The 17509-nt window shown below is 39.0% G+C and carries 15 protein-coding genes and 1 pseudogene; 6 read left to right on the plus strand and 10 right to left on the minus strand.

The genetic code is table 11. The features are described from left to right. Positions 1 to 202: 202 nt before the first annotated feature. Positions 203 to 883 (plus strand): TorF family putative porin, encoded by a 681-nt coding sequence (locus L647_RS0105395; RefSeq protein ID WP_024610260.1) that lies wholly within the window; start codon positions 203 to 205, stop codon positions 881 to 883. A 273-nt stretch (positions 884 to 1156) separates the two neighbouring features. On the opposite strand, the pseudogene L647_RS01000000123685 reads toward L647_RS0105395, so the two are convergent. Both L647_RS01000000123685 and L647_RS0105405 read right to left on the minus strand, forming a co-directional pair. Next, positions 1157 to 4737, minus strand: a pseudogene (locus tag L647_RS01000000123685) (M1 family aminopeptidase). A 9-nt stretch (positions 4738 to 4746) separates the two neighbouring features. Beyond that, positions 4747 to 5628, minus strand: a complete 882-nt coding sequence (locus L647_RS0105405; protein WP_024610261.1) for an ABC transporter ATP-binding protein — start codon at positions 5626 to 5628, stop codon at positions 4747 to 4749. Positions 5629 to 5815: 187 nt separating this feature from the next. Between L647_RS0105405 and L647_RS0105410 the strand changes: the two genes are divergently transcribed. Next, positions 5816 to 6493: a nitroreductase family protein gene (locus L647_RS0105410; RefSeq protein ID WP_024610262.1), complete on the plus strand. Its 678-nt coding sequence runs from the start codon at positions 5816 to 5818 to the stop codon at positions 6491 to 6493. Here L647_RS0105410 and L647_RS0105415 read toward each other — a convergent pair. Further along, on the minus strand, positions 6486 to 6794 hold the full coding sequence (locus L647_RS0105415; RefSeq protein ID WP_024610263.1) for a metalloregulator ArsR/SmtB family transcription factor: 309 nt from the start codon (positions 6792 to 6794) through the stop codon (positions 6486 to 6488). The two genes, L647_RS0105410 and L647_RS0105415, sit on opposite strands and share 8 nt — an antisense overlap. Before the next feature lie 98 nt (positions 6795 to 6892). Here L647_RS0105415 and L647_RS0105420 point away from each other — a divergent pair, with 98 nt between their 5' ends. Together L647_RS0105420 and L647_RS0105425 are read left to right on the plus strand one after the other, a co-directional pair. Then, positions 6893 to 7081 carry a DUF2892 domain-containing protein gene (locus L647_RS0105420; RefSeq protein ID WP_024610264.1) on the plus strand — a complete coding sequence of 63 codons (189 nt, stop codon included), beginning with the start codon at positions 6893 to 6895 and terminating at the stop codon, positions 7079 to 7081. Then, positions 7081 to 7425, plus strand: coding sequence for a rhodanese-like domain-containing protein (locus L647_RS0105425; protein WP_024610265.1), 345 nt, complete (start codon positions 7081 to 7083; stop codon positions 7423 to 7425). The genes L647_RS0105420 and L647_RS0105425 overlap by 1 nt, the downstream gene beginning before the upstream one ends. 22 nt (positions 7426 to 7447) lie before the next feature. Here the strand turns inward: L647_RS0105425 and L647_RS0105430 are convergent, their stop codons facing one another. From L647_RS0105430 to L647_RS0105440, 3 genes are all read right to left on the minus strand, one after another. Next, positions 7448 to 7843 carry a DUF1801 domain-containing protein gene (locus tag L647_RS0105430; RefSeq protein WP_024610266.1) on the minus strand — a complete coding sequence of 132 codons (396 nt, stop codon included), beginning with the start codon at positions 7841 to 7843 and terminating at the stop codon, positions 7448 to 7450. Positions 7844 to 7888: 45 nt separating this feature from the next. Then, a complete protein-coding gene (locus tag L647_RS0105435; protein ID WP_024610267.1) occupies positions 7889 to 8434 on the minus strand; it encodes a PH domain-containing protein in 546 nt (181 codons plus the stop codon). Between the two features lie 66 nt (positions 8435 to 8500). Then, the gene (locus L647_RS0105440; protein ID WP_024610268.1) at positions 8501 to 9118 is read right to left on the minus strand and encodes a LysE family translocator; all 618 of its coding nucleotides are present in this window, start codon (positions 9116 to 9118) and stop codon (positions 8501 to 8503) included. Positions 9119 to 9390: 272 nt separating this feature from the next. On the opposite strand from L647_RS0105440, the gene L647_RS0105450 reads away from it, so the two are divergent. After that, the gene (locus tag L647_RS0105450) at positions 9391 to 11169 is read left to right on the plus strand and encodes an ABC transporter transmembrane domain-containing protein (protein ID WP_024610269.1); all 1779 of its coding nucleotides are present in this window, start codon (positions 9391 to 9393) and stop codon (positions 11167 to 11169) included. A gap of 44 nt (positions 11170 to 11213) precedes the next feature. Here the strand turns inward: L647_RS0105450 and L647_RS0105455 are convergent, their stop codons facing one another. Continuing rightward, entirely contained in the window at positions 11214 to 11846 is a 633-nt protein-coding gene (locus L647_RS0105455; protein ID WP_024610270.1) for an OmpA family protein, read from the minus strand. Positions 11847 to 12035: 189 nt separating this feature from the next. On the opposite strand from L647_RS0105455, the gene chrA reads away from it, so the two are divergent. Then, entirely contained in the window at positions 12036 to 13190 is a 1155-nt protein-coding gene (chrA, locus tag L647_RS0105460) for a chromate efflux transporter (protein WP_024610271.1), read from the plus strand. Here chrA and L647_RS0105465 read toward each other — a convergent pair. The 3 genes from L647_RS0105465 to speA form a co-directional block, all read right to left on the minus strand. Then, positions 13147 to 14406, minus strand: a complete 1260-nt coding sequence (locus L647_RS0105465) for a mechanosensitive ion channel domain-containing protein (protein ID WP_024610272.1) — start codon at positions 14404 to 14406, stop codon at positions 13147 to 13149. The two genes, chrA and L647_RS0105465, sit on opposite strands and share 44 nt — an antisense overlap. A gap of 236 nt (positions 14407 to 14642) precedes the next feature. After that, positions 14643 to 15521: an acyltransferase gene (locus L647_RS0105470; protein WP_024610273.1), complete on the minus strand. Its 879-nt coding sequence runs from the start codon at positions 15519 to 15521 to the stop codon at positions 14643 to 14645. Positions 15522 to 15623: 102 nt separating this feature from the next. Then, positions 15624 to 17504, minus strand: coding sequence for a biosynthetic arginine decarboxylase (speA, locus tag L647_RS0105475; protein ID WP_024610274.1), 1881 nt, complete (start codon positions 17502 to 17504; stop codon positions 15624 to 15626). Positions 17505 to 17509 lie beyond the last annotated feature (5 nt).

Genomic DNA, 17509 nt, shown 5'->3' on the forward strand with positions numbered 1-17509 from the left:
TACATATATCCTCTTAATACCTTATACAGCCAACCTTCTGTTTTTAAAATATAAACAACCATTTTTCATTAGATAAAGTAAATTTGGCATATACAGTGCTACTACTACCCCAGTTAAACAATAAAAATGCATCCTGCAAAAAGGTTAAAGCAATACATAATAAAGCCTTGGCATGCAAAAATCATATAACGGGAAATGGAACATGCTCAAACTAAAAACAACAATTGCAATAAGTGCTATAGCATTAATAGTGGCAACATCGTTAACATCAACAGCAGTTCAAGCTGAAGTAACAGCAAATGCAGCTGCAACATCAAACTACTTATGGCGAGGCCAAGAACAAACCGATGGCGATGCAGCTGTATCTGGTGGCATTGACTACGCGCATGAATCTGGTTTTTATGCAGGTACTTGGGCTTCAAACGCATCTTGGGCAGATGAAATGACCTACGAGCTAGATTTATATGCTGGCTTTGGTGGTGCTATAAACGAAAGCGTAAGCTACGACGTTGGTTATATTTACTATGCATACCCTGATGCAGCTTCTGAAGTGGATGCGGATTTTTCTGAAATTTACGGCAGTATCAGTATTGAAAGCTTTACTTTTGGTGCTGCAATTTTAGCTACATCAGATGCAAGCGGTGATGGTACTGACTTTGGTGATTCATTATATCTTAACGCAGACTACGCGTTTCCAATTGGTAGCAATGGTACTGAAATGGCATTACATGTAGGCCACTATTCAGGTGACTTTATTGGCGATAGTAATATTTTTGATTATGGCGTATCAATTTCAAAAGATGGTTTTACTTTTGGAGTATCTGATACAGATATTGCTGATATTAAAGTATATGTTGGCTACGCTGTAGATTTTACTTTATAAAAAAGAATGTGTTACTTGCTGCAACACGAAGGGCCTATGGCCCTTTTCTCATTTAAGAACTTTATAACCCCGTCTCTTTGTATTATTTAGGCTCAATCCAAACCCTAAAATATTAGTAGCGCTTCATATCCATTTTATAAATACCAACCTCTTTGCGCTACAGTAGTTAGTACCCTCCGGTTACTCTAAATAACTTTTAAGTAATTTTCACATAGCTTATTACATTCTAAAGCCGCATAAATGCGGCTTTAGAATAGTTATTGTAAACCTTAATTAAAACTTAGCTAAGTTATCAGTGCTATCCTTATCGACCAATTTAACAAAAGGATCAACCCCCGCAAACAGTGGTTTTTCTTTTACTTTAAGCTCAATCTTATTAGTACCAGTCACTATTTGGTGCTTTTTAGAGTAAATAACAAAATCTTCAGCTAGTAGGTTTTCAGGGTCATCGCTGAATAAAACAATATCAATTAGTTCATCGAGCGGCTGCTCAGTTTCTTCACCTTGGCCATCAGCACGGTGTTTAGCTGCTTCAACATTCAGTGTTACAGTATAAAAGCCATCACTATCAACGCTGTCTGTCACCGATACCTCTTTCATCTCAAGCTCATACAAGGTGATATATTTAAACTGATCGTCAATAAAACTTTGTTCTGCTTGCGTTGCGTCTTGTTTTAAATAGCTAAGTAAATCAAGCGTAGTTGGGTATGGTGTTGATTGGTACTGAAATTCATTTAAAAATGCTTTGAGTGCATCATTTAAACGTTTTTCACCTAAACGATCATAAATCGCCATCATCACAACTGATCCTTTATTGTAATGAAGATATTGTTGCGACTGTGTTTTATATAGTGGCATTTCTTCAAAAGCTTCCCCTGTACGCCCTATTAAGTACCTATCAAGCTCATATTTTAAAAACTTACGTAGCTTCTCTGCGCCAAAGCGTTTCTCAAGCACCATAAGCGCACTATACTGTGAAAGCGTTTCTGAAATAACGGCACTGCCCTCAACATTCGCTCCCGACACTTGATGTCCCCACCATTGGTGCGCTACCTCATGTGCGGTAACATAATAGGGTAAGTCAATTTTACTCTCATCCCTTAAGTCTGTAATAAACCCTATGCTTTCGGAGTATGGCACTGTATTGGCAAAACTTTGCGCAAACGAACGATACTTAGGAAATTCAATAATACGTAGCTGTTTATGCTGATACGGTCCAAACGCTTGTGTAAAGTAATCTATCGAGTCTTGTACTGACTCAATCATACGGTCGACATTCCATGCATGATTTTTGTGGTAGTACACCTCAATATTTACCCCATTATGCTCAACCTTTTTACTTTCAAGCTCTGCCGAAAGCACCGCATAAAAGTTTAAAATGGGCGCATCCATTTCATAAACAAAGGTGCGGCGCCCGTCTTTTACACTTTCACTTTGTAAATACCCTGGGGTAATCGCAAATTGCGACTCGTCGGTTGTTACCGTTGCCTTAAAGTTAATAAACCCATTAGCTGCACCAAAATCACTTTGTGTATAGTACTGGCTGTCTTCTAGCTTATGAGCGCGTTCAAGCTCAGGTAAATCATGCTTACGGCGCTCAAATTTATCAGCTACCTGTAAACCACGGTTATAACCAAAGCTAGGAAGGAGTTCCAAATTATTAATAAAAGTGCCATTGGCAACCAATTGTGTATCAGAGTCTTTATCAGTAAAGCCTGTATGATCGCGAGTAACCGACAGTTGCCCTTCTCTTATTTCGTTTGGCATAAGCGGCTGCTCAAACTCAAACCATGCTAAATAAAACGCTGGTAATTGTTCAACTATCTTACCGCCTGCCATAGCTACATCCCAACTTTTAGCGTGTTGAGGNGTGAGCTTATTAATACTCGCGTAATTGGCTCGTTAGAGGTATTGGTAAATTTAATTTTTGCCACAGCACTTAAAGCACGCTTTTTTGGAAAAATATCAACAGTTAAGTCAACATCGGTCACCATAGGTAGTGCTAAGTCTTTGTATTGTGCAAACTGCTGTTCATAACTTATTTGCTTGTCTTGAAGCTCATCGCTCGTAGTAAACTCGTTCAAAACTCTTGTGTTGTTATAAATATTGTAGCCTGCACCAACAAACACTAATGCACTAATAACCGCAACCGCTTGCCCTTTTAATGACATATTATAACGAAGCATAGACAGGCGTGTGCGCAGCGTTTGTGAAGGACCACGATGCCATAACGCAAACCCAACAATCGCTAGAACAAGACTTAACGCACCCCAATATAATGTGTACCAATGCGCAGCTTGTAAGAAGTGCCCATAACCATTTATATCAGAATACGGTACGCTACTGCTTTGCGAAAAATGATACATATGATGCTCAAACCCATAAGAACCCATTACTGTTTGCGCTATGTAATACAAAATAAACAAGCCCATTCCTACATATTTATTCGGGCTAATAATCTGTAAAAAGAAGGCGAGTACCGTCAGCATAATTAACGGTAAAATCGATAAATAAACAATCCTAAATAAATACTGTCCTAACTCTAAATTAAATTGACCTTTAAATAACTGAACTGTAATTGTGAGTATCATTCCCACGAGGAACAGCCCAGAAATAGCGGCGATTAAAGCCAGTATTTTTGACACCCAAAAAACACTATTATGCACCGGAAAGCTGTCAACAATATCGCCCATGCCACTTTGCCGCTCTCGCCATACAAGCTCAGCACTATAAAAAGCGATAATAACAAACAAAAATAAACCGGAAATACCACTAATAACATTTACCATATTCTGAGTTAAAGGCCAGTTAGTAGTGCCGTAGGCGCCAATAGGAGCAAGTAGTGGGATCATAAGCGTTACAATACTTACACCCGCTAAAATCATAAAAGGAGCACTAAATATAACTTGTTTAAGTTCAAATATACTGCGCATTATTAGCTGAGATTTAGTACTAATCCCCGCTGATTTATAATTTTTAGCACTGCTGATAAGCGCAGCTTGTTTATTTTGTACAAAAGCAGAAACTTTAAATTGCTTCTTCTGTTTTTTAATTACTATGCGGTTGCTTAGCTTTCCAAGACCAAAAAACATTGCAACACTGATTGCCACCCACAATATACGGTTAACTAAAAGGTCACCTGTGAGCGTTAGCACTTCTGTGTTTTTATCATTTACAGTCCAATAACGTGTTAAATCAATTAACGAACCAGAGCCAAATGGGTCGGCGTAAACAACAATATTTCTAAATGCTAAATCATCAAAGTAAACGCCGGCAATTTGATAGGCTATAAAAATCACAACAGCTGCTACATAAACCGACATCATGGTTTTAAAATAGACCGCTACACTATTAAAAATAGCCGAAAGCACCAGTAAACTTGGCACTGCTAAATAAAGATAAGGCGCAGCGTAGTACATTAGCTTATTAGGACCTACCAATTCGCTATCGAGCCAGCCAACCAATAAACCAAATTGCGACCCTAAAAACACACCCAATGGCACGCTTAAAAACACAATAAGTACAACTAAGTAAGAACCAAAAAAACGCCCTGCTTCATAAGGCACAGGATTAACAGGCTTACTAAAAACCAGCTCATCCATTTTGCTTTCACTGTTGCGAATAGCAGAGCTGGCAACAAAGTTAACCACTAAAAACATCGCAAACGTACAAAATGTAACGGTTAAAAGCATAATCGAGAAAGGCGAGTTCATATGAACATTCGCCCCACCAAGTGGAAATTTACTGCTAGAGCTTATAAAAAACGCCATCAAAAAAAAGATTAACGAGGTGACATAGAACGAAGGCTGACGCACAAAGTAGCGCAGCTCAAACGCGAGCATATTAAAAAACATAACGCCTCCTTATGCTACTTGGCTATTACGATGATTAAGCAGAGTAGAAAAATACACATCTTCTAAATTTGCATTACTTGCTTCAAACCCTTGTGGGGCTTGCTCGGCTAATACATGTAATATGGTTTTCCCTGCAAATAAGCGCTTAGAAATAACCGGTAATTGTGGCTCAAGTTCTTGCGCCTCTTCTTGGCTCATGGCTTTGCGCCAAATTTGGCCTTGGAGCTTATCGGTAAGCGCTATTGGGTTACCTTCTAGTAAAATCTTACCGCCAGCCAACACCGCCATGTTTGGGCAAAGCTCTGCTACATCTTCAACGATGTGGGTCGATAATATAACTACTTTTTGCTCACCTAAGCTTACTAATAAGTTATGAAAACGATTACGCTCTTCAGGATCTAGCCCCGCTGTTGGCTCATCAACTATTAGTAAATCAGGGTCACCCAGTAATGCCTGTGCAATACCAAAACGCTGGCGCATACCCCCCGAAAAGCCACTGACCGCTTTTGAGCGATGTTGATATAAATTAGTGTGCGCAAGTAATCCTTCAACCGACTCTTTACGCTCTACTTTATTATGAATTCCCTTTAAAACAGCCATATGGTCCAGTAAGTCGTAAGCACTAACACGTGGGTACACACCAAAATCTTGTGGTAAGTAACCTAAGCGTTGGCGCAGTGCCTGTGGGTCTTTAAATACATCAATGCCATCAAAAGTAATTGAACCTGAATCAGCCGACTGCAGTGTTGCAATGGTACGCATAAGCGATGATTTACCTGCGCCATTTGGCCCAAGCAATCCAAACATCCCTTTACCGATAGATAAATCAACACCTTGTAGTGCATGTACGCCGTTATCGTAGGTTTTAGATAACCCAGTTATTGATAGCATTTTTACTTCCTTGAATATGAGTAATTATTTTTATAATGTTTTATATCACAAGAAAAACAGGAACATAAGTTACTTGTTAGTTAAATTTGTAACAACAAATAAACATAATTTAAACTCATAACACTTGCCTGCACTGTATTCACTCGGTATAAAAACCACATATACTTTTTATAAGAAGCGAAAAGCCATGCAAGATCACCAAAGCCAGCCATTAAACGACTTTATAGAATACCCACACGACGAAATGCTAAATCGCGCTAACGAGTTTTTAACCACCAGCCAACGCCGTCATAGTATTCGTAGCTTTAGCGATCGCCCAGTACCAAAAAATATTATTAAGGCATGTATAAAGGCAGCAGGTACAGCACCAAGTGGAGCGAATCATCAGCCTTGGCATTTTGTGGCTATAAACAGTAGCGATGTAAAAAAACAAATAAGAGAAGCCGCAGAAAAATTAGAGCGTTCTTTTTACGAAGGCAGAGCAGGTGAAGAATGGTTAGATGCGCTAAAGCCGTTAGGTACCGACGCCAATAAACCTTATTTAGAGCATGCACCTTGGCTTATAGCTGTATTTAGTCAAAAAAAGGGGGGCGTAAGCACCGATGATAAAAATACGAATTATTATGTGCATGAGTCTGTTGGCTTAGCTACCGGCTTTTTAATTCAAGCTTTGCACCGTTCAGGTTTGGCAACCCTTACTCATACTCCAAAACCAATGAGCTTTTTAACCGACATATGTGGCCGCGATAGAGATAACGAACGCCCGTATATGCTACTTATTGCAGGTTACCCAAGTGATGATGCAACAATACCTGCTCATGCACTCGATAAAAAATCACTCGATGAAATAGCTACTTTTATTTAGTATTTTCTTGTCGGCAAAACCATTCATATAACAAAGCAATGATCGACTCAACTTTTGGGTCGGTCAACGAGTAATAAATAGTATGCCCTTCTCGGCGAGTAACAACCATATCTGCCTTGCGTAAACTTGCTAAATGCTGAGATAGCGCCGACTGTGCTAAAGGTACATTTTTATTTAGCTCACCTACACTTTGCTCGCCTTGTAATAAACTACATAAAATCATTAAGCGATTTTTGTTAGCCATTAATTTTAAAAACTGTTCGGCTTGCTCTGCGTTGACAGCTAGTTGTTCAATATTCATTTTGTTATTTCTCTTTTTTGACCTTTTTAAGTATAGACTTTTACATTAGTAAGTTCTAATATAATTAACATTAGAGTTTACTAATGTTAAGGTGACCAATGAAAATTAGCGATGCAATTTTATTAATCGGCGGAAGTGCTGTAGCAGTATCTGTATTATTAAGTTACTTTGTACATAGTAACTTTCAGTTTTTAACGTTATTTATAGGTATTAACTTAATTCAATCTGCTTATACCAAGTGGTGCCCTTTAATGTCTTTTTTACGAAAAAGAGGATTTACAGACTAATGCTTACATCGATCCCTGACTTACTAAAAATTATCACACCTAACCAACGCCGTATTGACGCAGCGCAAGCAAAGATCGAGCTTCAAAAAAATAAAGGCTTACTTATTGATGTCCGTGAGCCAGCAGAACACGCAACAAATGCAGCTGTAGGAGCAATAAATATTCCGCGCGGATTGCTCGAGATGAAACTAATGGAAATAGAAAAAGACGCAGCACGCCCTATTTACGTGCACTGCGCAAGCGGTGCACGCGCAACACTTGGCGCTGAAGCGTTAACGCGTGTTGGCTACGAAAACGTGACTGTTATTACCTGTGACGCAAACCAAATATGTAGTGTGTTTTAAGTATCTACTTAAGTGCATGCAGTTATGCACCTAACAAAGGTAGGTGTTTAACGCTGTGATAAGTCAGTGCTAATTTAATACACGCTTTAAGTGGGTACTCTGGTAATGGCTTTTCACTATTTAACACAATTGCTCTATTTCCTTCAAAGGTAAGATTATGAGAGTATAATTCTCTAAATGTGCTTACTAGCTTTGATTGGCAATGAAAAAATAAATAACACGATGAGCCCTTAAAGCCCACGCGAATGGGGCTGCCATTTATTGTGTTATAACTTGGCTCTCCCCACTTTATTGACTCTTCAACAGCTCCCAAGTTTTGCTCTTTCGCCACGATATAAATTAATTCCCGTAATTTTATGAGTGTACTTTTAATTACCTCAGAATAATTATTAAATACACTTTCGACATCCGTATTCATAAAAATATCCTTCTCAGCAGAGCATTCGTTATATTTGAGGGTAAATTACTTTTGCTGCTTTTCATCAAGCAAAACAAGTAACATTTGTTCAATATTTTTAACGCTATAAGTAAGTGCTCTTAGTAGCTCTTTCTCACTTTGCTCTGTCGGCTGCTGCGAAGTTTTACCTTGGTTAGCCAATATATTTTTTTGCTCAAGTATCGCCTCTCTAAACTCACTCGCATTAACTACACCAAGCAAAGACACTAAAGCGCCATTTCCTGACTGCCCTGCCGTTTCAAAGCTTAAACGATATAACCCAAAAAGGCGCATTAGTGGGCCCTGGCTTAATCCAACATCAGTTATTTTTTCAAGCGGAATCGATTTTTCTTCTTTAAATAATATGCCACGTTTAACTACCAGCTTTTGCGATAATAAATCAGCCGACATAGCTGCAAGTATTCGCCCACCCACCAGCCATACAATAAGTAAAATGATAGGTATAAGCGGTATAGTAATAAGAGCCAACATTGCAAATAAAGTTGCCGTAACCATCCAGTATTGTTTTACCTTGTAATCGAATGAAGCACTTTTTAAAATATGTTTTGTCATTGTTTTAATCCTTTATCTATATAACTAAAAATACACTCTGCAAACTTCAACAATCTCTACTCAATCTTACAAACTAATAACGACTTTTATAGCAAGAGCAATAAACACAACACCCAGTATTTTATCAAGCCATGGGTTCTGCTTAGTAAAACCAAAGCGATTTTTTGAAACATCAGTAAGTACTGCAACTAGCAAATACCAACCTGTATCAATTACAAATACAGTTAAGCACATAATAATGCCAATGCTTAAAGTCAGGTTTTGCGGGTCTATAAATTGCGAAAACAACGCTAAAAAGAAAATTGCCAATTTAGGGTTTAAAAACGCAATGGCGAATCCATCTTGCAGCGCTTTGGTTGCGCTTAGCTCACTTTTTTGTATTTGCAGTTCGTCATTACTGGGTTTTGCTAACAGAATTTTTAAACCTAAATAGGCTAGATACCCAGCGCCTAAATATACAAGGACTTGGTATACCGTTGGAAATTGAGCCATCAATGTCCCTAAACCAAGTAACGAAGCTGCCGCATAAAGCCCAACACCCACGCCATGACTAAGCGCAGCAAGCATACCGCTTTTCATTCCGCCACTCATTGTATGCTTTAACACAACTGCAAGGCTTGGACCTGGCGACATTGCACCCATCATGCATACAACTACTAAACTAAACCACGCTGCTAATGTCATTTTTTTCCTTATAACTTATCATTTTTAACAGTTGAGATTCGAATACTAAAACCTATACCAAGCTTTACTTACTTTCAAACACGTAGTCAAAATCGTAATAGTGAATACCTTGCTGCCCTTTGACGTAACCTTCTATTGGCGCTAAAGACACTATAAATTCACCACTTATTATTTTTGTTGTCATAACAATTCCTTATTGATGATATTTAATACTATTGATTTTTAATCCGATGATGCCATATCTATACCTTAACCTTTAAAAAGAATCCACTATGTCAAAAAACACCTCTGTATCCGAAAAAGCAGCTTTTAGCAGCTTATTACCTGTTTTTGCTTTTATAAAACCTTACAAATGGATGGTAGTAGCTGCGCTAGCTGCACTGTTAGTGACTGCGGGTGTTAATTTGTCGTTGGGGCAAGGTGTTAAGTTTGTTATTGATCATGGGTTTATTGCAGGCTCTAAAGATCAATTACAGCAAGCTGTGCTGGTACTCATTGGTTTAATCAGCTTATTAGCGATAGGTACCTTTAGCCGTTTTTATTTAATGTCGTGGATTGGCGAGCGGGTAAGTAACGATATTAGAAAAGCAGTGTTTAATCGCATTGTAACGCTACACCCTAGCTACTTTGAAGAAAACCGCAGTGGCGAACTTATGTCGCGTTTAACCACCGACACCACATTACTGCAATCAATTATCGGCTCATCATTTTCTATGGCGCTGCGCAGTGTACTTATGTTGATTGGTGGCTTAGCTATGCTGCTATTTACTAATTTAAAACTTACTTTAGTGGTTGTAGCCTGTGTACCGCTGGTACTTGTTCCTATGATGATATTTGGTCGCAAGGTACGCAAACTAGCAAGCTCTAGCCAAGATGCCATTGCCGACATAAGTACCTATGCCGGAGAAATCATACAAAACATCAAAGTAGTGCAAAGCTATAGCCATGAAGAACAAGAACAACATGCCTTTGCACTTGAGACCGAAAAAGCCTTTAACGTTGCTAAAAAACGTATTAAGCAACGTTCATTTTTAATAGCTGTGGTGATTTTTTTAACCTTTAGTGCTATTAGCGCTATGTTATGGGTAGGTGGTAACGACGTACTTGCAGGCACCATGACAGGTGGTGAGTTAGGTGCGTTTGTGTTTTACGCTATTATGGTTGCAATGTCGGTGGCAACCGTTGCTGAAGTATATGGCGAACTACAACGTGCAGCTGGTGCTGCGGCAAGGTTACTTGAGTTACTTGCTGTTAAAAGTGAGATAGAAAACCCATTAGATCCACAAGACGATAACTTACTGCAAAACATTAACAGCCCTGCTATTACGCTTGAAAATACAAGCTTTAACTATCCTTCTCGTCCAGACGTGAGTGCGCTTAATAAAATAAACTTAACGATTGAGCAAGGTCAAACAGTGGCAATTGTTGGTCCCTCTGGCGCAGGTAAAACAACGTTATTTGAATTACTACAGCGATTTTACGATCCGGCTAGCGGAGCCATTAAATTTAAAGATGTAAACATTAAAGATTTATCGCTTAATACTCTGCGCAATAAAATGGGCATGGTAGCGCAAAACCCTATTTTATTTAGCTCCGATGTAATGCATAACATTCGTTATGGCAACCCTAATGCAACCGACGAGCAAGTTTATGCCGCAGCAAAATATGCGCATGCCGATGAATTTATCAAACAGCTACCGCAAGGTTATAACAGCTTTTTAGGTGAGCAGGGTGTGAGGTTATCGGGTGGGCAAAAGCAGCGTATTGTGCTTGCACGTGCCATATTAAAAGACCCTGAAATACTTCTTCTTGATGAAGCCACCAGCGCGCTGGATGCGCAAAGTGAGCAACATGTACAAGCTGCACTTGAGCATTTAATGCAAAACAGAACAACGTTAATAATTGCCCATAGGCTGGCAACAGTAAAACATGCAGATGTAATTGTAGTAATGGAAAATGCAGAAATCATAGCAACAGGTACTCACCAAGCGTTATTAGCAAGTAACCCGTTGTATCAAAAACTGTGTGAATTACAGTTTAATAAGGATTAGGGTCTGTTGACCTTTCAAGGTTAAATTTGCAAGGTTCAAGAACCCTAACCTTCGGTATTTGGCACTATTTGGATTTCTACACGACGGTTTTGAGCACGGCCATTTGCACTATCGTTAGTCGCAATTGGGCGTGTTTCGCCATAACCCATAGTACTAACTCGTGTAGCCATAATTTGCTGGTTCACTAAGTAGTCTTTCACACTTTGTGCACGCTCACGCGATAGGTTCATGTTGTAGCTATCTTTACCTGTACTATCGGTATGCCCTTCTACACTAAGGTAGGTTTTTTCGTACTTGTTCATTACTTTAGCAATCGCGTTTAACGTATCGTTAAAGCCTGATGAAATATAAGACTGATCCGTTGCAAAAGTAATGTTTGATGGCATAACTAAACGTAAGTTATCACCCTCTCGTACTACTTCAACACCCGAACCTGCTAGCTCATCACGAAATGCTTCTTCTTGCTTATCCATGTAGTCGCCAACAGCTGCGCCAGCAAGTGCACCAATAGCTGCACCAATAAAAATACGTTTATCTTTATGATTACCCGTAGCCTTACCTAATACACCTCCGGCTGCAGCGCCAATAGCGGCACCTTTACCTGTGTTATTCATTTCGCAACCAGAAAGCAACAAAGCTACTACGGTTACGCTTAAAAGTGATTTAGTTAAAGTCATGGTGATACCTATTCATTAAGAATTTAGCAAGAGTATGCAAATACATGTATGAACAAACTATGAAGAGAGTGTTAAAAGCAACGCATCTAGCTCGATAGTTAAGCATACCCTAAACTAATGTGCCATTTTAATAAAAATGTCATACTCCCCTGTGACAATTTAATGAACTTTACAAAGGATATTGGCTCAATGTTAATTGCTATTTTTAGACAGTTTTTTTTACTAGGGTGTATGAGCTTTGGTGGCCCTGCTGCACATTTAGGTTACTTTAAACGCCACTTTGTAGACTCGTTAAATTGGCTTACTAACACGCGTTACGCACAACTTATTAGCTTAAGCCAAGCCCTACCAGGTCCTGGCTCTAGCCAAGTTAGTTTTGCAATTGGCGTTGAGCGTGCTGGTGTACTGGGTGGTATAGCTGCATTTGTAGGCTTTACTCTGCCTTCGTTTTTAATAATGGTGCTACTTGCGGTTAGTGCTCATCAATTTGACGCTATTTACTTTGCTATTATTGCAGGCTTAAAGTTATTTGCCGTTGTTATAGTTGCTGATGCAACGCTTAGTATGGCTAAAAGCTTTTGTACAAGTACCGCACTTAAGCTACTTGCTGTAATGAGTACACTTGCTTTGGTGTTATTACCAATGCTAGGCACTCAAATCGCTATTTTAATAATTGCTGCAGCAATAGGTGCTATATGGCCTTTATTAAAACTTGGTACAGCCACGGAAGATATTAGTAGCAAAAAAAGTAATATTAACTGGATTGCTCTGGGGTTATTTGCGCTTCTACTTGGTGTTAGCTTTATTCCGCTTGGTCAAGAGTTTGCTTTATTTGCGCCTTTTTACCAAGCAGGTGCAATGGTGTTTGGTGGTGGTCACGTAGTACTACCAGTACTTCAAGCCGGCGTACCAGCATTGAGTGATGATCAATTTTTAAGTGCTTACGCCAGTGCACAGGCAGTGCCAGGACCTATGTTTACTATTGCTACTTACTTAGGCGCACAACTTACCACTGAGCAACCATTAGTAGGTGCTTTTATAGCTACACTGCTTATATTTATGCCTGGTTTTTTACTTATACTGGCGTTTCAGAAGAGTTGGATTAACTTGGCAAACAAACCACGTTTTGCAAGTTCAATAGCTGCACTTAATGCAGTAGTAGTTGGTTTTTTAGCGGCTGCACTGTATTCGCCAATTTGGACATCAGCGGTGCATAATCTTTGGCAAGTTGCGTTAGTAATAATTACATTTGCATGGCTGCGATTTAAAAAGCCACCTATTTGGTGGCTCTTAGCTTTATTTATTGCTGTGGGTCTTTTGCAACACTATTTGCCATCACTCTAAATGTTGGCTTATCTGTTTGTTGCTCACTCGGTGGGCTTAATTGCCCGCTTACACTTTGATATGCCCTAAGACCAAACACCGGTAACACCGCAAGCAAATGGTCCATTATCTCGGCCTGTAAGTGCTCGTACGAAATCCAGCGTTTATCTTCACTAAAGCAATAAAACTCAATAGGCAAACCATGGTTTAGTGGTTGTAGCTCTCGTACCATTAACGTAAGCGACGTATTAATTTTACTGTGCTGTTTTAAATAGCCTTCCGCATAACGGCGAAACAGCCCTAAATTAGAAACCTGAGCGGGTAATGTCGTCACTCGAATGTAGTCATGCAGCGGAATAGCCGCATCAATTTGTTTTCTAAATTCGTCACTCACCAAACAAATACTGTGCATATCTATATTAAGCGACCGCTTAATACGTCTACCGCCCGACTCTTGCATTCCGCGCCAATTTTTAAACGAGCCCGCTACTAACATATAAGTGGGAATAGTGGTTATAGTGTTATCCCAGTTACGTACCTTTACCGTGTTTAAACCCAAATCAATTACTTCGCCATCAGCGCCGTAATTTTCTACTTGAATCCAATCACCATAGGTTACTAAGCGGTTTGCTGCTATTTGAATACTCGCTACAAAACCTAAAATAGTGTCTTTAAATACTAATAACGTAACCGCAGCAATCGCACCAAAACCAGAGAGTATATAAGTAGGTGACTTTTCAAGAAAAATACTAACTATTAAAATAGCACACACTATAAAGGTGACTAGCTTAACAACCTGAATTAAGCCCTGAATAGGAACTTCACGTGCAAACTCTAATTGATTATAAATAGTGCCCGCAATACTCACGATACTACTAAAAATAAAACCAACATAAATAATGAGCAAAGCTTGCCCTATCGTTTTGAGTATTTCTCCTGCAATTTCATTAACTGGGTATACGCTATCAAATGTAGCTAGAAACAATACACAACACAGCATTCCTGCAATACGTTTGTTTAGCTTATTAAGCATAGGAGAAAGCGCGCCAATACGCTCAGGAGAAAGCTTCGTCACTATTTTTTGAATGCCAGGCAACATTAAACGACGAGTAAATAAATACAGTACTAATAACGACACGACCCCAATTGCTACTGCAGTAATAGAGCTAAGAAAATCCGCGTCGGGTACTTTTTCAAACCAAGGAGCAATTAGCTCTTGCAAGTGTGTATTGGTCATAGAAATTCAATTTCCTTACTGATTTTAGGTTCATGTGTGGGATGCTGTTTATAAATATTGGTGAGTTGTATATTTTTAGTAACTTACAACTCACTCATATATTTTGAAAATAATGCCTAAATGCTTTACCGTTTTAATTAACCGTTTTATAAACGAAATACCCATATATCGCAGCTAATAAGCGATACATAATTTAATTTACTTAAAGTACTTATCAGTAACTCGTTTATTACTTTTTATTTATGGTTATTCTCAAGCTCTTGTAACGTTAGCTCTTTGTTTTCCCATAAACGGTTTAACTCGCTTTGAAAGCGTATTCTAAATTCAGAATCACCCGTGTAATCACCAATTAGCTCTTCGCTTACAGGTCTTACTTCAACGTGTATATTAATGTTCTTTACCTTACCACCAGCAAAATCCATAAACGTAGGAATGCCATCAGGGTAATGGATGGTTACATTAACTACTTTAGTAATTTGCTCGCCCATTGCTTGCATAACAAAAGCGATACCGCCCGCCTTTGGTTTTAATAAATGTGGGAACGGACTGCTTTGACGCTCATATTTTTGCGCAGTAAAACGAGTACCTTCAACAAAATTAACCACACTTACCGGCATTTCTTTAAATTTTTCACACGCTTTACGCGTTGTTTCTAAATCTTTTCCACGTAGCTTTGGGTTCTTTTTTAACTGGCTTTTGCTAGTGCGGGTCATAAATGGGAAATCAAGCGCCCACCAACATAAACCTAAAATTGGCACGTAGATAAGCTCTTTCTTTAAAAAGAAATTTAAGAATGGAATTTTGCGATTAAATACGCGCTGTAACACTAAAATATCTACCCAGCTTTGATGATTTGCAATAACCAAGTACCAATCTTTTAATTTAAGATCTTCAAGCCCTGTTACATTTAGTTTAGTTGGAGTAAATAACTTTTGGTTTAAGCTATTAAAAGTAACCCAAATAGTTGCAAATTGCTTGGCCGCCCAGCTCATCAGCTTTTGTAGCGGCTTAATAGGAATAAGCTTTATAAGCCCGCAAATGAAAATGGGCACAAACCAAAAAAGAGTATTTATTGTGTAAAAAATAATACTAAATACACTGCGGATAACTGACATTACTTCTTTTCCTTTAAACATAACGCAGTAATCTATTACTGCGCTTTTCTTATACTTAGTGACGTAATTAACCTAAATTAAGAATAATTAATGATGACACCATTAATCTTCAAAATAGGTGTAGCCTTCTAGCCCTGCATTAAGCTCAGCTAAATAGCCTTCTTTACATTGTGCAGATACATCAAGTTTATTAATTTGATGTGCAAAGTTGTCCGCTAAAATGTCGCTATCATAGTCAACAAACTTTAATACATCCTTAACGCTATCACCTTTTATAGCATTGGTTAACACATAACCATCGTCGTTAAGCTCTACATGTACTGAATCGGTGTCACCAAATAGGTTATGTAAATCACCCAAAATTTCTTGGTATGCACCAACCATAAACATGGCAATATGATATTGCTCACCATGTTTATACTCAGGAATCGGTAAGCTAGTTTCGATACCAGCACCTTCAACGTATTCACGAATTTGCCCGTCAGAATCGCAGGTAATATCTTGAATAATCGCGCGCTGAGTAAGTGGCTGAGTTAAGTTTTCGATTGGCATAACAGGAAATAACTGCTGAATCCCCCACACATCAGGCAGCGACTGAAATAATGAAAAATTAACAAAGAGTTTATCGGCAAGCTTTTCGTTTAAATCGTCTAGTACTTCACGGTGAGCACGTGCGTTATTACTAAGTGATGCACGTACGCGGTGTAAAATAGTAAAGTAAAGCTGCTCTATTTTCGCCCACTCTAACATGCTTACTAAGCCATGCACGTACTGATCGTGCGCTTCGCTAAATAAGTGCATAGCATCATGATAAATCTCTAATGCCATACGCGGATTTAAACGCTGCAAACATTGCCACATTTCATCAAGTACTAATGCACTGTTTTTAACAGGCGCTTCTGGGTTTAAATGATTAGGCGCTTTTTCTACATCAATAACATCCGTAATTAATACCGCATGATGCGCGGTTAAAGCACGGCCCGACTCGGTAATAATAGCTGGATGAGTAAGGTTATGTTGATCGCACACTTCTGCAAATGCATTTACTACATTACGCGCATATTCTTCAACGGTGTAATTCATTGAACACGCACTACGTGAGCCTGAGCCCTCATAATCAACGCCTAAACCACCGCCAACATCAACGGTGTTAAGTGGCACACCTAATTGAGTAAGCTCAGCAAAGTGACGCGCACATTCACGCAAAGCACGGTGAATATCACGAATGTTGGCAATTTGAGAACCAATATGAAAATGTACCATTTGCATTAAGTGCAATTTATTATGCTTTTTAAGTACTTCAACTGCGCTAAGCACTTGCCCTGCAGTTAAACCAAACTTGCCTTTTTCGCCACCCGTGTTTTGCCACTTGCCTTTGCCCACTGAGTTTAAGCGAATGCGAATACCAATAGCTGGCTCAATACCTAGGTTGTCGATTTCTTCGAGTAGCGTGGTAAGTTCTGAAAGCTTTTCTACAACAATTTTTACACTGTGCCCCATTGCTTGACCAATACATGCTAAGCGTAAAAACTCACTGTCTTTATAGCCGTTACACACAATAGTGATTGGCTCTTTTGCTACACCCAAAATAGCCATAAGCTCTGGCTTTGAGCCGGCTTCTAAGCCTACAAGCCCACTTGGATGCGCTAATAATTTACTCACAACAGAGCGCTGCTGATTTACTTTAATTGGATAAACACAGGTGTATTTACCGTTATATTCACGATTTGCTCGTGCTTGAGTAAATGCATTAGTAAGCGTGTCTACACGATTTTTTAAAATATCGGTAAAGCGCACTAAAACCGGCAACGTTAAACCTTGTTGTTTAAACTGCTCAGTTAATTGCGTTAAAGAAATTGCGGCTTTTGTTTGGTCGCCATCTGGGTAAGCCACCAGTTCGCCTTGTGCGTTAATATCAAAATAACCATCGCTCCAATGAGCAACGTTATAAGTAGCGCGTGCTGTTTCTAAACCCCAGGTCATGGCAA

This window comes from Pseudoalteromonas sp. TB64 (assembly GCF_000498095.1).
In the GTDB taxonomy this organism is placed as follows: Bacteria; Pseudomonadota; Gammaproteobacteria; order Enterobacterales; family Alteromonadaceae; genus Pseudoalteromonas.

What these genes read in the sequence shown, in the direction of transcription:
- chrA (WP_024610271.1), top strand. Translation starts at nt 12,036, where the DNA reads ATGTTAATTGCTATTTTTAGACAGTTTTTTTTACTAGGGTGTATGAGC.
- speA (WP_024610274.1), bottom strand. Translation starts at nt 17,504, where the DNA reads ATGACCTGGGGTTTAGAAACAGCACGCGCTACTTATAACGTTGCTCAT.
- L647_RS0105425 (WP_024610265.1), top strand. Translation starts at nt 7,081, where the DNA reads ATGCTTACATCGATCCCTGACTTACTAAAAATTATCACACCTAACCAA.
- L647_RS0105430 (WP_024610266.1), bottom strand. Translation starts at nt 7,843, where the DNA reads ATGAATACGGATGTCGAAAGTGTATTTAATAATTATTCTGAGGTAATT.
- L647_RS0105415 (WP_024610263.1), bottom strand. Translation starts at nt 6,794, where the DNA reads ATGAATATTGAACAACTAGCTGTCAACGCAGAGCAAGCCGAACAGTTT.
- L647_RS0105435 (WP_024610267.1), bottom strand. Translation starts at nt 8,434, where the DNA reads ATGACAAAACATATTTTAAAAAGTGCTTCATTCGATTACAAGGTAAAA.
- L647_RS0105470 (WP_024610273.1), bottom strand. Translation starts at nt 15,521, where the DNA reads ATGTCAGTTATCCGCAGTGTATTTAGTATTATTTTTTACACAATAAAT.
- L647_RS0105420 (WP_024610264.1), top strand. Translation starts at nt 6,893, where the DNA reads ATGAAAATTAGCGATGCAATTTTATTAATCGGCGGAAGTGCTGTAGCA.
- L647_RS0105455 (WP_024610270.1), bottom strand. Translation starts at nt 11,846, where the DNA reads ATGACTTTAACTAAATCACTTTTAAGCGTAACCGTAGTAGCTTTGTTG.
- L647_RS0105465 (WP_024610272.1), bottom strand. Translation starts at nt 14,406, where the DNA reads ATGACCAATACACACTTGCAAGAGCTAATTGCTCCTTGGTTTGAAAAA.
- L647_RS0105405 (WP_024610261.1), bottom strand. Translation starts at nt 5,628, where the DNA reads ATGCTATCAATAACTGGGTTATCTAAAACCTACGATAACGGCGTACAT.
- L647_RS0105440 (WP_024610268.1), bottom strand. Translation starts at nt 9,118, where the DNA reads ATGACATTAGCAGCGTGGTTTAGTTTAGTAGTTGTATGCATGATGGGT.
- L647_RS0105450 (WP_024610269.1), top strand. Translation starts at nt 9,391, where the DNA reads ATGTCAAAAAACACCTCTGTATCCGAAAAAGCAGCTTTTAGCAGCTTA.
- L647_RS0105410 (WP_024610262.1), top strand. Translation starts at nt 5,816, where the DNA reads ATGCAAGATCACCAAAGCCAGCCATTAAACGACTTTATAGAATACCCA.
- L647_RS0105395 (WP_024610260.1), top strand. Translation starts at nt 203, where the DNA reads ATGCTCAAACTAAAAACAACAATTGCAATAAGTGCTATAGCATTAATA.